The sequence below is a fragment of the Bacillus sp. R86525 genome, assembly GCF_042466195.1.
Classification (GTDB): Bacteria; Bacillota; Bacilli; order Bacillales; family Bacillaceae_G; genus Bacillus_A; species Bacillus_A nitratireducens.
On the sequence record NZ_JAXHPX010000007.1, the window covers coordinates 1,544,216 to 1,566,401 of the forward strand.

A 22,186-nucleotide genomic window follows, 5' to 3' on the forward strand; every position below is an offset into this window, starting at 1 on the left:
GATACGAAAGGAAGAATTATATGGAGATAAAAGAAATCTCTGTTCCACTACAAGGTGTTGTAGCGGACTATGTGAACGGTAAAAAAGAGATACAGTCATGTTTTGACTATTTGTTAACAGAAGATGCTTTTAAACAGCGTTTACATGATTTACGTGAGAGAGAGTTTTTCCGTCAAGATTTAGTAACGCATTTATTAGAATATAATACACAATTGCAAGCGGGAGAATCTACAATTCAAAATATAAAAGCGCTTGAAGATGAAAATACATATGTAGTTATAGCTGGACAACAAGCTGGATTGTTAACTGGACCACTTTATACAATGCATAAAATCATTTCGATTTTACAGCTTGCAAAAGAAAAAGAAGAGAGCTTAGGGGTTCGAGTTGTTCCGGTCTTTTGGATTGCTGGTGAAGATCATGATATGGATGAAATTAATCATACATTTGTAACGAAAAATAAAAAAATAAAAAAGACCATTTTTCATGATCGTCATCCGAAAAAGGCGAGTGCTTCTGAATCAGAGCTTTCTATTGAAGACTGTAGAAAATGGATCGAAGAGATTTTTAAAACATATCCGGAAACGAATTTTACAAAGGATGTATTACAATTTGTTGAGGATGCTTTAGATAAATCGCATACATATGTAGATTTCTTTGCACACCTTATTACAAAAATGTTCGTAAATTCTGGTTTGATTCTTGTAGATTCCCATCACCCTGCATTAAGAAAATTAGAAGTACCGTTTTTACAACAAATAATAAGTAAATATAAAGAAATTCAAGTAGGCCTTCATAATCAACAGGAAGTAATTAAGGAATTAGGATTTAAACCGATTATTGAAACGAAGACAAACGCAGTGCATATATTTATGGAAATTGATAATGAGCGAGTATTACTTGAAGAGAATCAAGGGAAGTTTATTGGAAAAGATGGAGTACATTCATTTTCGTATGAAGAATTGATGGAAGAGATGGAAAGAAGTCCAGAACGTTTTAGTAATAATGTTGTAACGCGTCCTCTTATGCAAGAGTATGTGTTTCCTACGCTAGCGTTTATTGGCGGTCCGGGGGAGTTAGCTTATTGGAGTGAATTGCAACAAGTGTTTCATACTGTCGGTTTCCAAATGCCACCTGTCGTTCCTCGGCTGACGATTACTTATATGGAGCGAGATATAGCGACAGATTTATACGATTTAGATTTGCAAGAAATTGATCCATTTCTAAATAAAGTAGATAATTTGCGTGACAATTGGCTCTCTAATCAAATAAAGGAACCGATAGACGAACGATTTCTAGAAGCGAAAAAAGAAATAATGGATATTCATACATCATTACAACTATTCGTGAAAAAAATAGATCCGGGATTAAATGAGTTTGCAGGGAAAAATGAACTGAAAATTAATGAACAAATTGAACTGTTAGAAAAAATGTTGAAAAGAAATGTTGAGAAGAAGCATGAGGTTCAACTAAATAAATTCCGACGTGTGCAATTTGCGCTTCGTCCATTAGGAGCACCGCAAGAACGTGTGTGGAATGTCTGTTATTATTTAAATCAATTCGGCCTTGATTTTGTGGACCAAGTAATGGAACAATCATTTTCGTGGGACGGAAAACATCATGTAATAAAACTATAAAATCTTGCTCTTTTGAGCAGGATTTTATTTTTATCCCGTTGAATTAACTGTGAAGTGAAATATTTCTGAATTATCTATCTTATATTGATGTAACGAATCGCTATGTACCAAGTTTATATATATGACAAAATAGCACAAAATGTAAACGGATTAATATCTTTTTCGACAGGTTTTTGTTTAAATTCCCGCAAAAAATGATAAAATTTAGTATATAATAAAATAAAATAGCGATTTGTATAGCAGGCTACCTTGTTGGAAGTTAAATGAGTCGTTCTTTATTAGCATTTCATCCTCTAGTAGTAAATAATGTTTGTAGAGTGAGAAATGTATTTAACATAATTAATTGGAAAAAGAGTAGGTGCAGCAATGTTCAAACACGTAACAGTACTTTTGAAAGAAACAGTAGATGGCTTAGATATAAAGCCGAGTGGTACATATGTAGATTGTACACTGGGTGGAGGAGGACATAGTTCTTATTTATTATCCCAGCTAACAGATGGTGGAAAATTAATAGCATTTGATCAAGATGAAATAGCGATTCAAAATGCAAAGGAAAAATTTTCTTCTTATGGTGAACAATTTGTAACAGTGAAGAGCAACTTCCGTTATTTATCTGAAAAACTACATGAATTAGGTATCACAGAAGTAGACGGGATTTTATTCGATTTAGGTGTTTCATCCCCACAATTAGATACACCAGAGCGTGGCTTTAGTTATCATCATGATGCACCGTTAGATATGCGGATGGATCAAGATGCCCCATTAACAGCATATGATGTTGTAAACAGCTGGTCATATGAACAACTCGTAAGAATTTTCTTCCAATACGGCGAAGAAAAATTTTCAAAGCAAATAGTAAGGAAAATTGAAGCGTATCGCGAGAATAAGGCTATTGAAACGACAGGAGAATTAGTAGAATTAATTAAAGAAGGTATTCCAGCTCCAGCACGTAGAACAGGTGGACATCCTGCAAAGCGAGTATTCCAGGCGATTCGTATTGCTGTAAATGATGAATTAAAAGTATTTGAAGAGGCGTTGGAGTCTGCAATTGATATGGTCAAGCCTGGTGGAAGAGTTAGTGTTATAACGTTCCATTCCTTAGAAGATCGTATTTGTAAAACGACGTTTAAGCGAAATAGCACAACGCCGCAATTACCACAGGGACTACCTATTATTCCGGATGAATTTAAACCGAAATTAAAGCTTATTACAAGAAAACCGATTTTACCTTCTGACATTGAATTAGAAGAAAATAATCGAGCGCGTTCTGCGAAGTTGAGAATCGCTGAAAAACGATAAAAAGGAGAGAGAGGTATGACTAATTTAGCTGTAAAGTATAAACAACAGGCGCAAGAAGAGGTACAAATTCAAACGCCGCCACAGCAGATGGTTAAGCCAAAAGTTAAAGCGAAAATTACAAGAATTGAAAAGCTATTGTATGTAACGTTTATTGGATTTTTATTATATGCTTGTGTAGCTTTTATTGGGAATAAAGCGGGTCTTTATCAAGTGAATGTAGAAGCAGCGACGATAGAAGAACAAATTGTGAAAAAACAAAAGGAAAATCAAGAATTGCAGGCTGAAGTAGAGAAGTTAAGCCGTTATGAACGTATCGCTGAAGTTGCAAAAAAACACGGGCTAGAAATTAATGCGAATAACGTGAAAGGCCTAAAGTAAGGCAAATAGGTGTGAAGAAAAGATGAAGAGAAATATGACCAAATTTCATACCAATAAGGGAGCAGGTTATTTTATGATATTTTTCCTCCTGCTCTTTTTGCTGTTATTAGCCCGATTTTTTTACATACAAGTAACAGGAACAGTGGACAATCATGATTTAAAGAAACTTGCTGAGCAGAAACATAGTAAAAAGGGAGTTCTCGAAGCGAATCGAGGAACAATTTATGATCAAAATGGTCATGTGCTAGCGCAAGATGCAAATTCTTATAAACTTGTAGCCGAGTTAAAAGGAGCTAAACCTGTAGAGGATAAAGAGGATACTGCAAAGAAAATTGCAGGAGTACTCGGAAAAGATGAAGATAAAATTTTAGCTACTTTAAATAAAGAAGGCAAAAGTCAAGTGGAATTTGGAACATTGGGTAAGGGCTTGACGAAAGAAAAGAAAGAACAAATAGAAGCATTGAAATTGCCAGGAATAACTTTTATTACCGAAAATGCGAGAGTGTATCCAAACGGTGATTTCGCATCTTACGTCATAGGTCATGCCAGACCTGATGAGAATGGAATCGCAGTAGGTCAATTTGGCTTAGAAAAGAGTTTGGATAAGTATTTAGGTGCTTCTAATGGTGAGGTAGCTTATACAGGTGACCGTAAAGGAGTATCTCTTGACGGTGGAAAAGTGAATGTAAAGGCACCTAAAAATGGAGATAATGTGTATTTAACGCTTGACCAACGTATTCAAAGTTATTTAGAAGACGCGATGAAAGAAGCGAGTAAACATTATGAACCAGAAAATTTAATTGGAATTGTAGCGGATCCAAAGACAGGGAAAATATTAGCGATGTCTAGTAAACCTAGTTATGATCCGAACGAAGGACGGATGAATTACTATTATAACGACGCCATTGCAAATGCGTTTGAACCGGGATCAACAATGAAGATTTTCACATTAGCGGCGGCCATTAATGAAGGTGTATACAATGGGCAAGACTTTTATCAGTCTGGTACATATCAAGTTGGTAATCGCAAAATAAAAGATCATAACGGCGGCGCTGGATGGGGTTCTATTACTTTTGATGAAGGGGTAGAGCGATCTTCAAACGTAGCGTTCGCAATTTTAGGGGATCAAAAACTTGGTGCAGAGCGTTTTCGAAAATATATTCACAGTTTTGGATTAGATGAAAAAACAAACATTGATTTATCTGGTGAAGGGTCAAATACAATTTTATTTGATCAACAAATACAACAAGTAACAACGGCATTTGGACAAGGTTCTACAGTTACACCAATTCAACTTGTACAAGCTGCAACAGCGATTGCAAATGATGGTAAAATGATGAAACCTTATACAATTGATAAAATTGTGGATCCAATAACAGGTAAAGTACAGCTAGAGCATAAACCAGAAGAAGTAGGAAAACCTGTTACCAAAGAGACAGCCGCGCAAGTAAGACAATTACTAGAACGTGTTGTTACATCACCGAAAGGAACAGGGACTGCATATAAAATTGATGGCTATTCAGTCGGTGGTAAAACAGGTACAGCACAAATTCCTGACGGGAAAGGTGGCTATATGACAGGAAGAGAGAATTATATATTCTCATTCTTAGGTATGGCACCGATGGACGATCCACAACTTGTTGTGTATGTCGCCGTTAAACAACCAAAATTAAAAGATGATGAAAACGGGGCTAAACCTTTAGCTGATATCTTTAAATATGTAACGAAAAATAGTTTAGAGTATTTAAAGATTAAGCCAAATGAAGTAAAGGATCCGAAGAAATATGTGAAAGAGCAACAAACTGTCGTTCCGGATGTAACAGGAAAAACGATGGATGAAGCGAAAAAAGCAATTGATAAAGCAAAACTTCGTCCAATTGTATTAGGTGAAGGGAAGGTACAGCAGCAAGTGCCAAAAGCAACTGAACAAACATTAAAAGGTGATCGAGTCTTCTTAGTAGGAGATAAGCCTACGATGCCAAATATACAGGGATGGGCACTGCGTGATGTTATGAATTTAGCAAAAACATTAAAGCTTAACTTAAAACCTTCTGGTACAGGATATGTAACGGAACAAAGTGTGGCGGAAGGAACATTGTTGCAACCTGGTACAGAACTAGGTGTAACACTCGTACCACCACTTGAGCCACAGCAAGAAGCAGAAAAGCCATAATGGTAATAGGGAAGAAGTTCTAATTAAATAAGTACAAGCATATATTGGAACAAGCTAGGCGTAAGGGAGGCTTGTTCCAATATGCGTGTATCAAATGTAACAGTTAGGAAACGACTTATTTTTATACTTATATCAGGTATACTTATTTTCACCATCATCGATATTCGTCTTGGATATGTGCAATTTTTTCTTGGAAATATGTTAACAGATCGTGCGAAGGATTCATGGAGTCGTAATATTACTTTTGAACCAGAGCGAGGGAAGATTTTAGATCGAAATGGTGTGGAGCTTGCTACGAATAAAAGTGCACCGACCGTCTTTGTTGTGCCGAGGCAAATTGAAAAACCAGCAGAGACTGCAGAGAAGTTAGCTGCAGTATTAGGTGTGGAAAAAGATGATATTTATACGCGGATTACAAAAAAAGAATCGATTGTAAGGCTTGATAAAGGCGGAAGGAAAATATCGCATGACAAAGCGAAAGAAGTACGCGGATTAAGTTTAAAGGGTGTGTATATCGCTGAGGATTCTATCCGGTACTATCCATTCGGTAATTTTTTATCACACGTATTAGGATTTGCGGGCAGTGATAATCAAGGGTTAATGGGACTAGAGAAATATTATGATAAAGAGCTAAATGGCGATAAAGGTCATGTGCGATTTTTTGCAGATGCGAAAGGACAGAGAATGCCTAACGTTGGAGATGATTTCAAAAAACCAGAAGCCGGCTTGAATTTAGGGTTAACAATTGATTCCCGCATTACGAGGATTATGGAAAGAGAAATGAATATTGCGGAATCGACGTATAATCCCGACGGTATGATAGCAATTGCAATGAATCCGAAAAATGGTGAAATTTTAGGTATGTCAAGTCGGCCAAGTTTTGATCCAGCAGATTTCCAAAGTGTTTCTCCCGAAGTATATAACAGAAACTTACCTGTATGGAGTACGTATGAGCCGGGGTCAACATTTAAGATTATTACATTAGCTGCAGCCTTGAATGAAAATTTGGTAGACTTAGAGAAAGATACGTTTTATGATGATGGAGCAGCTGAAGTTGGTGGAGCTAGATTGCGCTGCTGGAAAGCTGGAGGCCATGGTAGCCAAACGTTTTTAGAGGTAGTTCAAAACTCTTGTAACCCAGGATTTATTGAACTCGGTGATCGTCTTGGTAAAGATCGATTGTTTAAATACATTCGCAATTTCGGGTTTGGACAGAAGACCGGAATTGACTTGCAAGGTGAAGGTAGCGGGATTTTATTTAATTTAGATAAAGTTGGTCCAGTCGAGCAAGCGACGACTTCATTTGGGCAAGGTGTTTCTGTTACACCGATTCAACAAGTAGCAGCTGTGGCGGCCGCTGTAAATGGTGGAACTTTGTATCAGCCATATATAGCGAAGGAATTTATTGATCCGAAGAATAATCAAGTTGTCAGCAAAAAGACACCAGTTGCGAAAAGGGAAGTTATTTCCAAGGAAACTTCAGAGAAAGTTCGGTACGCATTAGAGAATGTTGTAGCGAAAGGTTCTGGTAAAGGAGCTTACATTGATGGATATCGTGTAGGTGGAAAAACTGGAACTGCTCAAAAGGTAAAAGACGGAAAATATTTAGATAATAACTACATTGTATCATTTATCGGTTTTGCTCCAGCCGACGATCCGCAAATTGTTGTTTATGTAGCTGTGGATAACCCAAAAGGAGTCACTCAATTTGGTGGAGTTGTAGCAGCACCTATTGTTGGGAATATTCTTCGTGACGCACTTCCTGTAATGGGAGTGGAACCGAGAAAAGAGCAAGTTGAGAAAGAATATAAATGGGGCGATACACCAACTGTGGAAGTTCCGAATTTAATTGGTATGAAAAAGAAAGATTTACAAACGCAACTTGTAGACTTGAAGCTTGATATAAGTGGTGATGGTGGGAAAGTAATTAAACAATCACCAGAAGCTGGAGCTAAAGTAAAAGAGGGTTCAAAAGTTAGAATTTACTTCGGGAATTAAAGGTAACTGATTGTGTTTTATGGTACAATTGGTGGAAGTGAGTTTTTTATAGGGAAATTGCTTTATTTGAGACGATAAGTGTCTCATTAATAAATAAATAAATAAATCTATTGATTAGGCTATAGTAGCACTTACCTCCTATTTTTATATAACTAGGAGGTAACGTGTTACTTGCTAAAATAAGAGATAAATAAACAATGTAGAGAGGGTTTAGTGAAATGAAGTTGCATACACTTTTATCATGTTTGCATGATTTTCCAGTTGTTCCAAAAGAAAATCCAGAAATAACATCTATTGAAGCGGATTCACGTAAAGTGAAAGAGGGAAGCTTATTTATATGTATGAAAGGATATACGGTTGATAGCCATGACTTTGCTAAGCAAGCAGCCGCACAAGGAGCGGCTGCTATTGTTGCGGAAAGACCAATTGATGTTGACGTTCCAGTTGTACTTGTGAAAAATACTTTTCGTTCGCTAGCGGTTTTAGCTGATTATTTTTATGGCCAACCAACACACAAGTTACATTTAATCGGTATTACAGGTACAAATGGAAAGACAACAACATCGCATATTATGGATGAAATTATGCGCGCACATGGTCATAAAACAGGGCTAATTGGAACGATTAATATGAAAATCGGTGATGAAACATTTGAGGTGAAAAATACAACACCAGATGCACTAACACTTCAACAGACGTTTTCGAAAATGGTTGAACAAGGTGTGGATAGCACAGTAATGGAAGTTTCGTCTCATGCTTTAGATCTTGGCCGTGTACACGGGTGCGATTACGATGTTGCAGTATTTACGAATTTAACACAAGATCATTTAGACTATCATAAAACGATGGAAGAATATAAACATGCGAAAGGGTTGCTTTTTGCACAGCTTGGCAATAGTTATCATCATAATCGTGAAAAATACGCTATATTAAACAGTGATGATCCAGTAGCAGAGGAGTATATGAGAAGTACAGCAGCTACTGTTGTAACGTACGGTATAGATGTTGCAAGCGACATTATGGCACGAGATATCGTGATGACGAGTGGCGGTACAACATTTACACTTGTAACACCGTATGAAACTGTCAATGTTACGATGAAATTAATTGGTAAGTTTAATGTATACAACGTGTTAGCTGCTACAGCAGCAGGTCTTGTTTCAGGTGTGAGCTTACAAACAATTATTGATGTGATCAAAGAGCTTGCTGGCGTTCCTGGACGTTTTGAAGTTGTTGATGGTGGACAAAATTACACAGTTATTGTTGACTATGCACATACACCTGATAGCTTAGAGAACGTACTGAAAACAGCAAAACAATTTGCAAAAGGGAATGTATATTGTATCGTTGGTTGCGGTGGTGATAGAGATAGAACGAAAAGACCAATAATGGCAAGTGTTGCAACAGAATATGCAACGCATGCAATTTATACATCAGATAATCCAAGAAGTGAAGATCCGAAGGCTATTTTAGATGATATGGTAAATGGTGCGAATGGGAATAATTACGAGGTAATTATTGATAGAAAAGAAGCGATACGTTGTGCAATTGCTAAAGCAAAAGATGCGGACATCATTATTATTGCTGGTAAAGGGCATGAAACATATCAAATTATTGGTAAAGAAGTTCATCATTTTGACGATCGTGAAGTCGCTAAAGAAGCAATCACGGAGCGTTTAAACAACGAAGAGTAACAGCATGAGAGGAGGACTACATGTGCTTGAACAAGGTTTATTAGTAACGGCAGGGGTAGCGTTTTTAATTTCTGTTGCCCTTTCGCCATTATTTATTCCATTTTTAAGAAAGTTAAAGTTCGGACAGAGTATTCGTGACGAAGGACCGAAGTCACACCAAAAGAAATCAGGGACACCAACGATGGGTGGTATTGTCATATATGTATCCATGATGGTAACTACGCTCATTATGGCGATTAAATTTAACAATTTAGGTGCAGAAGTATCATTATTATTATTAGTTACATTTGGATATGGATTAATCGGATTTTTAGATGACTATATAAAAGTCGTTAAGAAAAGAAATCTTGGTTTAACATCAAAACAAAAATTGATTGGGCAGCTTCTAATTGCTATTGCGTTCTTTTTAATTGGAAAAGGGCAAGCATTTCATACTTATATTATGATTCCAGGAACGGATGTTGAATTCGAATTAGGATGGGCATACTTTGTTCTTGTATTATTTATGCTTATTGGTGGATCGAATGCGGTTAACTTAACAGATGGTTTAGATGGTTTATTATCAGGGACAGCTGCTATTGCATTCGGGGCATTTAGTATTATTGCTGTGGCTCAAGAACAATTTGGTGTAGCGATTTTCTGTATGGCAGTTGTAGGAGCTGTACTTGGCTTTTTAGTATTCAATGCGAATCCAGCGAAAGTATTTATGGGCGATACAGGATCTCTAGCTTTAGGGGGAGCAATTGCAGCTGTAGCGATTTTGTTAAAACAAGAATTGTTACTCGTTATTATTGGCGGTGTATTCGTAGCAGAAACTTTATCTGTTATTATCCAAGTTATTTCGTTCAAAACAACAGGAAAGCGTGTCTTTAAAATGAGTCCATTACATCATCATTATGAATTATGTGGTTGGTCAGAATGGCGCGTTGTTGTAACGTTTTGGTCTGTAGGATTTTTACTAGCTGTGTTAGGAATTTATATCGGGGTGTGGATGTAATTGAAAACTATAACTGAATTTGAAAATAAAAATGTTCTTGTATTAGGTATTGCTAAAAGTGGTTATGCAGCAGCTACTTTATTAAAAGAATTAGGTGCAAACGTTATTGTAAATGATGGGAAACCATTAGCGGGTAACGTGCCTGCAGCTGAATTGCAAACGAAGGGTATGGATGTTGTTTGTGGTGGACATCCATTAGAATTGTTGGAAAGAAACATTTCACTTGTCGTAAAAAATCCAGGGATTCCATATTCTAATCCACTACTAGTGGCGGCGAAAGAAAAGCAAATTCCGATTGTCACTGAAGTTGAATTAGCATATCGTATTTCAGAAGCTCCATTTGTTGGAATTACGGGATCTAACGGTAAAACAACAACGACAATGCTTGCGTTTGAAATGTTAAAAGAAGGCAAGAAGCACCCTGTTATTGCGGGAAATATCGGAACAGTAGCTTGTGAAGTTGCACAAGCTGCAAAAGAGAATGAAGTTGTAGTTACAGAACTTTCATCATTCCAGTTGATGGGAGTAGAGACGTTCCAACCTAAAATTGCTGCATTTTTAAATTTATTTGAAGCGCATTTAGATTACCATGGAACGAAGGAAGAGTATGGTTTAGCAAAAGCGAATATTTTCAAAAACCAAACTGAAACAGATTATAGTGTAATTAATGCGGATGATGCAGATGTAATGACGTTATCGGCACAAAGTAAAGGACAAAAAGTACTATTTTCGACTACGAAAGAAATTGAAGATGGTGCATATATAAAAGAAAATGCTCTTTATTTTAAAGGCGAAAAAGTGGTTGAAGTAAGCGATATTGTTTTGCCTGGTAAGCACAATTTAGAAAATATTTTAGCAGCGATGAGTATTGCGAAGTTACTAGGTGTTTCTAATGAAGCAATTACTGCTGTGTTAAAAAGTTTTACAGGTGTAAAGCATCGCTTAGAATATGTAACAACGATTAATAATCGTAAGTTTTATAATGATTCAAAAGCGACGAATATGCTAGCGACAGAAAAAGCATTGTCTGCATTTAAACAACCGATTGTTTTATTAGCTGGCGGACTTGATCGCGGAAATGAATTTGACGATTTAATTCCATACTTTAAACATGTCAAAGCGATTGTAACATTTGGACAAACTGCGCCAAAATTAGTAAGAGCGGCTGAAAAAGCAGGATTAGATGTAATTGAAAGTGTCGATACTTTAGGTGAGGCAGTAGTGAAAGCTTACGCTCATTCAACGGATGGCGATGTAATTCTTCTTTCACCAGCATGTGCAAGCTGGGATCAATTTAAAACATTTGAAGAAAGAGGAGACATTTTTATACAAGCTGTGCATAAACTTATATAAAGTAAATCAAAACATCAGTAGGCTAACACCTACTGATGTTTTGTTACATAGGGCAAAAGGTTCTGCCTAAAGAGGTGGTGTTCATGGGTAATGAAGAAAACGCCTGATTTTATTCTCATCATCGTTACACTTGCGTTGTTAACAATCGGAATGATTATGGTTTATAGTGCGAGTGCGGTTTGGGCCTCTTATAAAATGGGGGATTCATTCTTTTTTGCAAAAAGACAATTGTTGTTTGCGAGTATTGGTGTAGTGGCTATGTTTTTTATAATGAAAATTGATTATTGGGTGTGGCGCACGTATTCAAAAGTAATTTTGCTAGTTTGTTTCGTTCTTCTTATTCTCGTTTTAATTCCAGGAGTAGGTCTCGTTCGTGGGGGAGCACGAAGTTGGATTGGAATCGGGGCATTCTCCATTCAACCGTCAGAGTTTATGAAATTCGCGATGATTATTTTCTTAGCAAAATTTTTAGCGGAACGACAAAAATTAATTACATCTTTTAAACGTGGATTACTACCTGCTCTAAGTTTTGTATTTCTTGCTTTTGGGATGATTATGTTACAGCCAGATCTTGGTACGGGAACGGTAATGGTTGGGACATGTATTATTATGATATTTATCTCGGGAGCAAGGGTCTTTCACTTTGCAATGTTTGGTTTGCTTGGTGCAGCGGGATTTGTAGGGTTAATTGCATCAGCACCATATCGAATGAAACGCATCACATCATATTTAGATCCGTGGTCGGATCCGCTCGGAAGTGGATTTCAAATTATTCAATCGTTACTCGCAATTGGACCTGGTGGTTTATTTGGGCTTGGACTTGGACAAAGTAGACAAAAGTTTCTTTATTTACCGGAACCACAAACAGACTTTATATTTGCAATCTTATCCGAGGAATTAGGTTTTATTGGCGGTTCATTTGTGTTATTATTATTTAGTCTATTACTATGGCGCGGGATTCGTATAGCATTAGGAGCGCCAGATTTATATGGTACGTTTTTAGCAGTAGGTATTGTGGCGATGATTGCGATTCAAGTAATGATTAATGTTGGTGTTGTAACAGGACTGATGCCTGTTACGGGTATTACTTTGCCATTTTTAAGTTATGGTGGATCAAGTTTGACCTTAATGTTAATGGCAGTAGGTGTATTATTGAATATAAGTCGCCATTCTCGCTATTAAACCCTGTTTAAAAGACAGGGTTTTTCGTATGTGTGGAAAATACAATATGTATATAGAAATAAATACGATTGAATAAGAACAGGGAAGTGGAGGAATTAGTAGTGCGAGTATTAGTAAGTGGTGGGGGTACTGGAGGACATATTTATCCAGCTCTTGCTTTAATTAGAGAAATAAAAAAATTAAATCCGGAAGCAAGGTTTTTATACATTGGTACAGAGAATGGATTAGAGAGTACCATCGTACCGAAAGCGGGTATTCCGTTCCAATCTATTGTTATAAGTGGATTTAAACGGAAAATATCTCTTGATAATGTAAAAACGGTGATGCGTTTCCTAAAAGGTGTTCAAGATAGTAAACGATATATTCGTCGTTTTAACCCCGATATTGTTATCGGTACGGGTGGATACGTATGTGGGCCAGTTGTATATGCTGCGGCTAAATTAGGTATTCCGACTATTGTGCATGAACAAAATAGTGTACCTGGTGTAACGAATAAATTTTTAAGTCGTTATGTCGATAAAGTTGCAGTTTGCTTTGAAGCAGCTGCAGAACATTTCCCACAGTCAAAAGTGGTTATGACAGGTAATCCACGTGCATCAGAAGTATTGGACCAAAATGGAATGAAAGGAAAACGTTCGGTAGGACTATCTCTTTCTAAAAAATCCGTACTTATTTTTGGTGGGAGTCGCGGGGCTAGACCGATTAATGATGCTTTCGTAGAGGCAATTGAACAGTTTGGAAATAAAAGTTACGAAATATTGTACGTAACAGGTGAAGTACATTATGACAAAGTGATGGAAGCAGTGAAGCAAAAAGGGAATCCGAATAATGTTATTATTAAACCTTTTATTCATAATATGCCAGAGGTACTGACGGGTGTAGATCTTGTTGTTTCAAGAGCGGGGGCAACAACACTTGCAGAATTAACAGCGTTAGGTAAACCAAGTGTGTTAATTCCGAGTCCTTACGTAACAAATAACCATCAGGAAAAAAATGCACGTTCTGTTGTCGATAAAGGAGCAGCAAAAATGTTGCTTGAAAAAGATTTAACATCTGAAACGCTTATTCGTGATATTGATGAAATTTTATTGGATACACAAACATTACAAAATATGAAACTGGCTGCTAAGCAACTTGGTATTCCAGATGCAGCAAATAAGCTATATGAGGTAATGAACAAGCTTATTAAAAAATAACATTAGGTGAACGCCCTGCATATTACTGTAATAAGGAGACTTAATATGGGGGAGATTGTCTATGGAACAATTAGTAAAAGAGCTTTTAGAAGCAAATGTTGGTCGCGTGTTAGTTAATGAACCGTTAGCGCGTTACACGACTATGAAAATAGGTGGACCAGCTGATATTTTAATTGTGCCAAAGCATGTTGCTGATATTGAGAAAACGCTAAAGTTAGTAAAGAAGTACAAGGCAGGGTGGACTGTAATTGGTCGTGGTTCAAATCTTCTTGTATCTGATCAAGGTATAGAAGGTGTGGTTATTCGTTTAGGAGAAGGATTAGACCACTTAGAAGTCGAAAAACATAAAGTAAGAGTTGGTGCTGGATATCCCCTTATTAAATTGTCAACTTTACTTAGTCGACAGGGATTAGCTGGCTTGGAATTCGCAAGTGGTATTCCAGGAAGTGTCGGTGGTGCAGTGTATATGAATGCAGGCGCTCATAAGTCCGACATATCGAGTGTACTGACGAAAGCTCGTATTTTGTTTGAAAATGGAACAATTAATTGGTTGACGAATGCCGAAATGGGGTTTTCTTATCGTACATCTGTATTGCAAAAAAAACGCCTTGGTATTGTTTTGGAAGCTGAATTCCAATTGGAGGTAGGCGAACGCAAGGAAATTGTAAGAAGCATGCAAAAGAATAAAGATTATCGCCGTGAAACGCAGCCTTGGAATCATCCTTGTGCAGGAAGTATATTTCGAAATCCAGTCCCATATTTTGCAGGAGATTTAATAGAAAAAGCAGGGCTTCGTGGTTATACAATAGGTGGAGCTCAAATTTCTGAAATGCATGGGAATTTTATTGTTAATACTGGTGTGGCCTCAGCGCAAGATGTATTAGACTTGATTGCATTGATAAAGCGTACAATTAAGGATAAATTTAGTGTTGATATGCATACCGAAGTAGAAATAATTGGAAGATAACGGTTATTCGTTCCGCTCATTATCATTTATGTTATAATAAGAAGATAAGAACGGCATGAGGAACATGCCGTTTTTTATGTTACATAGGGGGATCGTACATGAAAAATAGTAAAGTGATTAAACTACAAGATCGTGTACCAAAGTTAAAGAATCAAAAGAAAAAGAATAAAAAACCTGTTAATCATCGGTTAATTTTATACATATCGATTTTATTTTTATTAGTACTCTTTTTAATTTATTTTCGGTCTCCACTTAGTAATATAAAAAAGATAAGTGTGTTTGGAAATCATTATATGACAGATGAACAAGTTATGAAGGAATCAGGTGTGACATATGACACGAGTTATTTCCGAGTAACAGCACATAAAGCAGAAGAAAACTTAACGAAACGAAAAGAAATTAAAGCGGTAAATGTAAAAAAGCGTTTCCCAAACAAAATTGATGTTCATATAGAAGAATATTTAACCATCGGCTATATAAACAAAGATGGAAAATTACAACCGTTATTAGAAAATGGGAAAACACTAGATGTACTTCCGAATGGGAAACTTCCAGTTGCAGCACCAATTTTTGAACCGTTTAAAGAGGAAAAAATGAAGGAGTTAATTGCAGAACTAGAAAAATTAACGCCGACTATTTTAAGGTCTATTTCTGAAATTCGTTATACACCAACGAACGCAAATGAAGATCATCTTACTTTATATATGAATGAAGGATATGAAGTGAGCGCCACTATTCAAAATTTCGCAAAGCGAATGGAAGCTTATCCACTTATTATAAAAACAATTGAACCTGGTAAAAAGGTGTTAATTGACTTAGAAGTGGGGGCTTATACGAAGGAACTAGGTGCTGAAGAAAAGAAAGAATAGAATGATAGTTTTCACTACGTTATTACGTATAAAATGAAACAAATGTTCTTTTGTATGAATGCTAATTTGCAAGAATGCTTAATTTGATGAAAAATATGTAAAAATTATTAGATTCATACTAGGATTGGTACAAGTTTCACTTTTCTATGAGTACATCTTAGTGTAGACTTATACTTGGCGGTAATCTTTACACTTGAAATAGAATTATTTCAAGATAAGCAGTTATTCACAGTTTACTGCGATATTCTTAAATGAATGTTAAATAAAAATAAGAAAAATATAGGGTTAAAAAAGGGAAACGTATAAAGACGTTGAATATTTTTCTTATAAATAGTAAAGTTGCGATTGTTGTTCCATATATTGAGTTGTATGGTATAAATAAAGAAGGAGGTGCCAAAGAATGAACAGCAATGAAATATATGTTAGTCTTGACATCGGTACATCCAATGTTAAAGTCATCATTGGTGAAATGGTTAATGACAGCTTAAACATAATTGGTGTTGGAAATGTAAAATCAAATGGTTTAAAGAAGGGATCGATAGTCGATATAGATGAGACTGTTCGATCAATTAAAAAAGCAATTGAACAAGCTGAGCGCATGGTGGGAATCCACATTGAGCAAGTTGTAGTGGGTGTCAATGCAAACCAGGTACAGCTACTTCCTTGTCATGGTGTAGTCGCTGTTTCAAATGAAGATCGTGAAATCGGAAATGAAGATGTCTTACGCGTTCTAGATGCAGCACAAGTTGTGTCAATTGCTCCTGAACGTGAATTTATTGATGTGGTACCTCGACAGTTCATTGTAGACGGTCTTGACGAGATTAACGATCCACGCGGGATGATCGGTGTAAGATTAGAAATGGAAGGTACACTTATTACAGGCTCGAGAACTTTACTACATAACCTACTTCGTTGTGTAGAAAAAGCAGGTCTTGAAATTGTTGATATTTGTCTTCAACCTTTAGCGGCTGCAACAGTTGCTATATCTTCAGATGAAAAAAATAGAGGAGTGGCCCTTGTTGATATTGGGGGAGGCTCTACAACTTTATCTATTTTTAAAGATGGAGAGTTACAAACAACGAGCGTATTGCCATTAGGTGGAGACCATATAACGAAGGATATTGCGATTGGGCTGAAAACTTCAACTGAAAATGCAGATCAAATTAAGTTAAAATATGGACATGCTTTTTATGATACAGCATCTGAAGAAGAAATGTTTACGGTTCCTATTATGGGAAGCGATCAGACAGAACAGTATTCACAATTGGAATTATCGGATATTATCGAGGCTCGTGTAGAGGAAATTTTAATGTTTGTTCAAGATGAGGTGCATAAGTTAGGAATAAAGCAAGTTGCTTCTGGCTATGTACTAACTGGCGGAATTGCTTCTATGCCAGGTGTTCTTGATCTTGCATATGATATCTTACATGAAAATGTTCGTATAGCAACTCCTGATTATATTGGTGTGCGTGAGCCACAATATACAATCGGAGTAGGTTTAATTAAACACTCATATCAAAAAGCTAAATTACGTGGGAAAAACGTGCAGGAAAAGCAAGAGCATTTTGAACCAGTACCAGCACCAATGCCGGTACAACAGCAACCTGCAAAACAAAAAACTCGTAATCAAAACAATAATAATCAAAATGATGACCGTATGATGTCAAAAGTAAAACGTGCATTCCGTTATTTATGGGATTAAAATTGGACACGAAAAATGAGGTTCTAGGGGGATTTCGACATGTTAGAGTTTGATACTACTCAAGATCAATTAGCGAATATAAAAGTTATCGGTGTCGGCGGCGGCGGAAACAATGCTGTAAACCGTATGATTGAACACGGTGTACAAGGTGTAGACTTTATCGCTGTGAATACTGATGCACAAGCATTAAATCTATCAAAAGCTGAAACAAAAATGCAAATTGGTGGAAAATTAACGCGTGGACTTGGTGCAGGCGCAAACCCTGAAGTAGGGAAAAAAGCGGCAGAAGAAAGTAAAGAACAGATCCAAGAAGCACTTCGTGGTGCAGATATGGTATTCGTAACTGCTGGTATGGGTGGCGGAACTGGAACTGGTGCAGCTCCAGTTGTTGCTCAAGTTGCAAAAGAATTAGGTGCGTTAACAGTTGGTGTTGTAACACGTCCATTTACATTTGAAGGACGTAAGCGTGCGACGCAAGCTGCATCTGGTATTGCGGCATTTAAAGAAAATGTAGATACACTTATTGTAATTCCAAACGATCGCTTATTAGAGATTGTTGATAAAAATACGCCGATGTTAGAAGCATTCCGTGAAGCTGATAACGTATTACGCCAAGGTGTTCAAGGTATTTCTGATTTAATTGCAACACCAGGTTTAATTAACTTAGACTTTGCAGACGTAAAGACAATTATGTCTAATAGAGGTTCTGCTTTAATGGGTATTGGTTCTGGTAATGGTGAAAATCGTGCTGCTGAAGCTGCGAAGAAAGCTATTTCTAGTCCATTACTAGAAACATCTATTGATGGAGCTCAAGGTGTTATTATGAACATTACGGGCGGAGCGAACTTAAGCTTATATGAAGTACAAGAAGCAGCAGACATTGTAGCTTCAGCTTCAGATCCAGAAGTAAATATGATCTTCGGTTCTGTTATTAATGAAGGATTAAAAGATGATATTGTTGTCACTGTAATTGCAACTGGCTTTGATGATAGTGCTGCGACGCAGCCGCCAAAACCAATTATTCGTCCGACTGCGAATCATTCACAACAGCAACAACAACCAGTAGCTCAACCTACAAAACAACGTGAAGTTAAGCGTGAAATGAAACGTGAAGAGCCGGTTGTGCATGATCGTCATACAGATTCAGATGACATCGATATTCCAGCATTCTTACGTAACCGTCGTAGACGATAAAAGAAAAGGAGCTTTCATGCTCCTTTTTTGTTATTGGAATGAAAAAGATCTGCTTAGCAGGTCTTTTTTTATTTGTAGATGAAGTTGTGAGAAAGAGGATGTAAATTTGCTTACATATAATTCAATTATTATGTATATAAGTAAGAAATTCATATTATTCTATGAAAAATACACTTTTATTTTTTACCGACAGATTATGTCTAGAAATCACAAAATAACAAAAAAACCCCTCCACCAATTGACACACTTTCCTATTGGATATGCATTATACTAGTCTCAACTTAAAAAAAGAGGTGAATTGTTTGGTTGTTTACGCCGACATTGTTTGGTTGTTAAACGCCTGCATTGATTTTCTTTTACTTTTATTAACAGCCACCGTGTTAAAAAAGAGAATCAAAAGATGGAGGCTTGTGTTAGGAGCATTTATAGGTTCAACTATTGTTATTTTCGCCTTTACTCCTTTTGCTTCTATGATGACACATCCAATTATGAAACTGTTGTACTCGTTACTTATTGTGTATACAGCATTTGGGTTTTCAACATTTAGAAATTATGCACAAACTGTTTTTACTTTTTATTTTGTAACCTTTATGGTTGGTGGTGGATTAATTGGAACGCATTTCTTTTTGCAAACGAACGAAATGGTAAATGGATTAGTTCAATCTAAATCAGTTTCTTACGGTGATCCAATTAGTTGGTTGTTTGTGATTTTTGGTTTTCCAGTAATTTATTACTTTTCTAAAAAGCGTATAGAAAGCGTAGAAGTCACAAAGATACACTATGATCAAATCGTGAAAGTGAAAATTCAATTAGTTGGAGAGGAATTAGAATTAGCAGGTCTAATTGATAGTGGGAACCAACTTTATGATCCGTTAACAAAAACACCCGTTATGATTATGCATATTTCATCATTAGAGCATTGTTTGCCAGTTTGGTTAACAGAACAAATTTATTCCAAAACAGAAATTCCTCAAATACCAGAAAATGATTCCGGATGGGCGACGAAACTGCGTTTAATTCCTTTCCGAGCGGTAGGAGTAGAGAATCAATTTTTATGGGCAATTAAGCCAGATTGTGTGCAAGTTTATCATGAAGGTAGTTCGATTGTTGTAAATAAAGTATTGATTGGATTAAATACACAACAATTATCTAGCAATGGAGAGTATCAATGCATTGTACATCCGAAAATGTTGATTTCGCAAAAGATGGTAATAGCTTAATTATGAGAGGCGGGATAATATGATGAAATTAAAATTTTACTTGGTATACCTTTGGTATAAAGTATTGCTGAAACTAGGAATTAAGACCGATGAAATTTATTATATTGGTGGAAGTGAAGCGTTGCCACCACCGTTAACGAAAGAAGAAGAGGAAGTTCTTTTGAATAAATTGCCAAAGGGAGATCAAGCTGCGAGGTCACTGCTTATTGAACGTAACTTACGGCTTGTTGTATATATAGCAAGAAAGTTTGAAAATACAGGGATAAATATTGAGGATTTAATTAGTATAGGAACAATTGGTCTTATAAAAGCAGTGAATACATTTAATCCAGAAAAGAAAATTAAATTAGCAACATATGCATCTCGTTGTATAGAAAATGAGATTTTAATGCATTTGCGTCGAAATAATAAAAATCGTTCGGAAGTTTCGTTTGATGAACCTCTTAACATTGATTGGGACGGAAATGAACTGTTATTATCAGATGTTTTAGGTACAGATGATGACATTATTACAAAAGATTTAGAAGCTACAGTAGATCGTCATCTTTTAATGAAAGCATTACATCAATTAAATGATCGTGAAAAACAAATTATGGAGCTTCGGTTTGGACTCGCTGGTGGCGAAGAGAAGACACAAAAAGATGTGGCTGATATGCTTGGAATTTCACAGTCTTATATTTCTCGTTTGGAAAAAAGAATTATAAAAAGATTACGAAAAGAATTTAATAAAATGGTGTGAAGAATAAGACCAGTCGGTATTTAGACTGGTCTTATTCTTTTTTTGTGCATTAGGAAATATGATGTTTGTGAAAAATGATGGAAAAACCACATGCATAAAATCCCCTTCAAAGGAAATACTTTACACTGTACAGCAACTCCCGATAGGAGGGAACACTTTGACGAGAAACAAAGTAGAAATTTGCGGTGTTGATACAGCTAAACTTCCAGTACTAAAAAATGAAGAGATGCGTAAATTATTTCGCGAAATGCAAAGTGGAGAGATAAGCGCAAGAGAGAAATTAGTGAATGGAAACTTACGTCTTGTACTGAGCGTCATCCAAAGATTTAATAACAGAGGAGAATATGTTGATGATTTATTTCAAGTTGGCTGCATTGGACTTATGAAATCCATTGATAATTTTGATTTAGGCCAAAATGTAAAATTTTCAACGTATGCTGTGCCGATGATTATTGGGGAAATACGCAGATATTTGCGTGATAACAATCCAATTCGCGTATCTCGCTCGTTACGAGATATTGCGTATAAAGCATTACAAGTAAGAGAGAAATTGATTGCTGAAAACTCGAAAGAACCGACAGCAATGGATATTGCAAAAGTTCTTGAAGTGACGCATGAAGAAATTGTTTTTGCGTTAGATGCTATTCAAGACCCAGTTTCACTATTTGAACCGATTTATAATGATGGGGGAGATCCTATTTTTGTTATGGATCAGTTAAGTGATGAAAAACAAAAGGACGAGCAGTGGGTTGAAGAACTAGCGTTGAAAGAGGGGATGAAGCGTTTAAATGATCGTGAGAAAATGATTATTCGAAAACGTTTCTTCCAAGGAAAGACACAGATGGAAGTTGCCGAAGAAATTGGGATTTCTCAGGCGCAAGTATCACGTTTGGAGAAGTCTGCTATTAAGCAAATGAATAAGACGATTCAAGGATAAGGCCCTCACCAGTTATGGTGTGGGCTTTTTTTATGTGTAATATTTTGCGCTCATAGTAAAGTAGGTCGGTTCATATAATGAAAATAAAATGGATGTTCTATTAGTAGAAGTTAAATACTGTTTACCTGTTTTAAAATTCGGCTGAAGTAAAGAAGTTAGGTGGAAGTCCGCGGTCCGTAAAAGTCCGATTAGCATGGGGTAATAGTCAGTAGGGAGGAACAAAATCTCCACTGATTAAGGTTGCACTTTATTTGAGAGAGTACTTACAATTCATGATATAAGGGAGAGGATGAATATGATACGAATTTCGGAGTTTCAAATGAAGGATGTTGTGAATATTTCAGATGGAAAAAGGCTTGGAAATATTGGAGATATTGATTTTGATATAGACACAGGAAAGATTAGGGCAGTTATTATTTCTAAGCAGACACGAATGCTTGGACTATTTGGAAAGGAAGTAGAATTTGTAATTCCTTGGGAGAAAATTATGAAAATTGGGGAAGATGTCATACTTGTGAGAGTGGATAATATTAATTCTGTAACAGAATCAATACAAACACCAACAATTTCTTAAAGAATATTACAAATTCCTCTTTTTTTTCAGTTGTCATTATGAAAAAATAAAAGTATGGTAAAATAGACAGGAAGTAC

General features: G+C 36.3%; 18 protein-coding genes. All 18 read left to right on the top strand.

The window, feature by feature from the left end:
* Positions 1 to 20 precede the first annotated feature (20 nt).
* Positions 21 to 1,637 (top strand): bacillithiol biosynthesis cysteine-adding enzyme BshC, encoded by a 1,617-nt coding sequence (bshC, locus tag SJY24_RS10685; protein WP_377864610.1) that lies wholly within the window; start codon positions 21 to 23, stop codon positions 1,635 to 1,637.
* A gap of 366 nt (positions 1,638 to 2,003) precedes the next feature.
* A complete protein-coding gene (gene rsmH, locus SJY24_RS10690; RefSeq protein ID WP_078172911.1) occupies positions 2,004 to 2,936 on the top strand; it encodes a 16S rRNA (cytosine(1402)-N(4))-methyltransferase RsmH in 933 nt (310 codons plus the stop codon).
* A 15-nt stretch (positions 2,937 to 2,951) separates the two neighbouring features.
* Complete coding sequence (gene ftsL, locus SJY24_RS10695; RefSeq protein ID WP_377864611.1) at positions 2,952 to 3,314, top strand: cell division protein FtsL; 363 nt, start codon at positions 2,952 to 2,954, stop codon at positions 3,312 to 3,314.
* Positions 3,315 to 3,336: 22 nt separating this feature from the next.
* Positions 3,337 to 5,487 carry a penicillin-binding protein gene (locus SJY24_RS10700; protein ID WP_483861725.1) on the top strand — a complete coding sequence of 717 codons (2,151 nt, stop codon included), beginning with the start codon at positions 3,337 to 3,339 and terminating at the stop codon, positions 5,485 to 5,487.
* An 81-nt stretch (positions 5,488 to 5,568) separates the two neighbouring features.
* Positions 5,569 to 7,485, top strand: a complete 1,917-nt coding sequence (locus SJY24_RS10705; RefSeq protein ID WP_219919775.1) for a stage V sporulation protein D — start codon at positions 5,569 to 5,571, stop codon at positions 7,483 to 7,485.
* A gap of 218 nt (positions 7,486 to 7,703) precedes the next feature.
* Positions 7,704 to 9,179, top strand: a complete 1,476-nt coding sequence (murE, locus tag SJY24_RS10710) for a UDP-N-acetylmuramoyl-L-alanyl-D-glutamate--2,6-diaminopimelate ligase (protein ID WP_377864613.1) — start codon at positions 7,704 to 7,706, stop codon at positions 9,177 to 9,179.
* Between the two features lie 22 nt (positions 9,180 to 9,201).
* The gene (gene mraY / locus SJY24_RS10715) at positions 9,202 to 10,176 is read left to right on the top strand and encodes a phospho-N-acetylmuramoyl-pentapeptide-transferase (protein ID WP_377864614.1); all 975 of its coding nucleotides are present in this window, start codon (positions 9,202 to 9,204) and stop codon (positions 10,174 to 10,176) included.
* Complete coding sequence (murD, locus tag SJY24_RS10720; RefSeq protein ID WP_377864615.1) at positions 10,177 to 11,529, top strand: UDP-N-acetylmuramoyl-L-alanine--D-glutamate ligase; 1,353 nt, start codon at positions 10,177 to 10,179, stop codon at positions 11,527 to 11,529.
* A gap of 90 nt (positions 11,530 to 11,619) precedes the next feature.
* Positions 11,620 to 12,711, top strand: a complete 1,092-nt coding sequence (spoVE, locus tag SJY24_RS10725) for a stage V sporulation protein E (protein ID WP_000753514.1) — start codon at positions 11,620 to 11,622, stop codon at positions 12,709 to 12,711.
* Positions 12,712 to 12,812: 101 nt separating this feature from the next.
* Positions 12,813 to 13,907 carry an undecaprenyldiphospho-muramoylpentapeptide beta-N-acetylglucosaminyltransferase gene (gene murG / locus SJY24_RS10730; protein ID WP_098765092.1) on the top strand — a complete coding sequence of 365 codons (1,095 nt, stop codon included), beginning with the start codon at positions 12,813 to 12,815 and terminating at the stop codon, positions 13,905 to 13,907.
* 61 nt (positions 13,908 to 13,968) lie between these two features.
* Positions 13,969 to 14,874 carry a UDP-N-acetylmuramate dehydrogenase gene (murB, locus tag SJY24_RS10735; protein WP_377864616.1) on the top strand — a complete coding sequence of 302 codons (906 nt, stop codon included), beginning with the start codon at positions 13,969 to 13,971 and terminating at the stop codon, positions 14,872 to 14,874.
* Between the two features lie 98 nt (positions 14,875 to 14,972).
* Positions 14,973 to 15,743, top strand: a complete 771-nt coding sequence (gene divIB, locus SJY24_RS10740; protein WP_377864617.1) for a cell division protein DivIB — start codon at positions 14,973 to 14,975, stop codon at positions 15,741 to 15,743.
* 400 nt (positions 15,744 to 16,143) lie between these two features.
* Positions 16,144 to 17,445, top strand: a complete 1,302-nt coding sequence (ftsA, locus tag SJY24_RS10745) for a cell division protein FtsA (protein ID WP_098498903.1) — start codon at positions 16,144 to 16,146, stop codon at positions 17,443 to 17,445.
* Positions 17,446 to 17,484: 39 nt separating this feature from the next.
* Positions 17,485 to 18,639, top strand: a complete 1,155-nt coding sequence (gene ftsZ, locus SJY24_RS10750; protein WP_098498904.1) for a cell division protein FtsZ — start codon at positions 17,485 to 17,487, stop codon at positions 18,637 to 18,639.
* 302 nt (positions 18,640 to 18,941) lie between these two features.
* The gene (spoIIGA, locus tag SJY24_RS10755) at positions 18,942 to 19,859 is read left to right on the top strand and encodes a sigma-E processing peptidase SpoIIGA (protein WP_000261968.1); all 918 of its coding nucleotides are present in this window, start codon (positions 18,942 to 18,944) and stop codon (positions 19,857 to 19,859) included.
* A 19-nt stretch (positions 19,860 to 19,878) separates the two neighbouring features.
* Positions 19,879 to 20,598 carry an RNA polymerase sporulation sigma factor SigE gene (gene sigE / locus SJY24_RS10760; protein WP_000976948.1) on the top strand — a complete coding sequence of 240 codons (720 nt, stop codon included), beginning with the start codon at positions 19,879 to 19,881 and terminating at the stop codon, positions 20,596 to 20,598.
* A 157-nt stretch (positions 20,599 to 20,755) separates the two neighbouring features.
* Positions 20,756 to 21,535: an RNA polymerase sporulation sigma factor SigG gene (gene sigG, locus SJY24_RS10765; protein WP_000197755.1), complete on the top strand. Its 780-nt coding sequence runs from the start codon at positions 20,756 to 20,758 to the stop codon at positions 21,533 to 21,535.
* A 295-nt stretch (positions 21,536 to 21,830) separates the two neighbouring features.
* A complete protein-coding gene (locus SJY24_RS10770; RefSeq protein WP_000619396.1) occupies positions 21,831 to 22,109 on the top strand; it encodes a YlmC/YmxH family sporulation protein in 279 nt (92 codons plus the stop codon).
* Positions 22,110 to 22,186 lie beyond the last annotated feature (77 nt).

Bases quoted from the DNA above. Each gene is read 5' to 3' on its own strand.
- bshC (WP_377864610.1), top strand. From the start codon at position 21: ATGGAGATAAAAGAAATCTCTGTTCCACTACAAGGTGTTGTAGCGGAC.
- rsmH (WP_078172911.1), top strand. From the start codon at position 2,004: ATGTTCAAACACGTAACAGTACTTTTGAAAGAAACAGTAGATGGCTTA.
- ftsL (WP_377864611.1), top strand. From the start codon at position 2,952: ATGACTAATTTAGCTGTAAAGTATAAACAACAGGCGCAAGAAGAGGTA.
- SJY24_RS10700 (WP_483861725.1), top strand. From the start codon at position 3,337: ATGAAGAGAAATATGACCAAATTTCATACCAATAAGGGAGCAGGTTAT.
- SJY24_RS10705 (WP_219919775.1), top strand. From the start codon at position 5,569: ATGCGTGTATCAAATGTAACAGTTAGGAAACGACTTATTTTTATACTT.
- murE (WP_377864613.1), top strand. From the start codon at position 7,704: ATGAAGTTGCATACACTTTTATCATGTTTGCATGATTTTCCAGTTGTT.
- spoVE (WP_000753514.1), top strand. From the start codon at position 11,620: ATGAAGAAAACGCCTGATTTTATTCTCATCATCGTTACACTTGCGTTG.
- murB (WP_377864616.1), top strand. From the start codon at position 13,969: ATGGAACAATTAGTAAAAGAGCTTTTAGAAGCAAATGTTGGTCGCGTG.
- divIB (WP_377864617.1), top strand. From the start codon at position 14,973: ATGAAAAATAGTAAAGTGATTAAACTACAAGATCGTGTACCAAAGTTA.
- ftsA (WP_098498903.1), top strand. From the start codon at position 16,144: ATGAACAGCAATGAAATATATGTTAGTCTTGACATCGGTACATCCAAT.
- ftsZ (WP_098498904.1), top strand. From the start codon at position 17,485: ATGTTAGAGTTTGATACTACTCAAGATCAATTAGCGAATATAAAAGTT.
- sigE (WP_000976948.1), top strand. From the start codon at position 19,879: ATGATGAAATTAAAATTTTACTTGGTATACCTTTGGTATAAAGTATTG.
- SJY24_RS10770 (WP_000619396.1), top strand. From the start codon at position 21,831: ATGATACGAATTTCGGAGTTTCAAATGAAGGATGTTGTGAATATTTCA.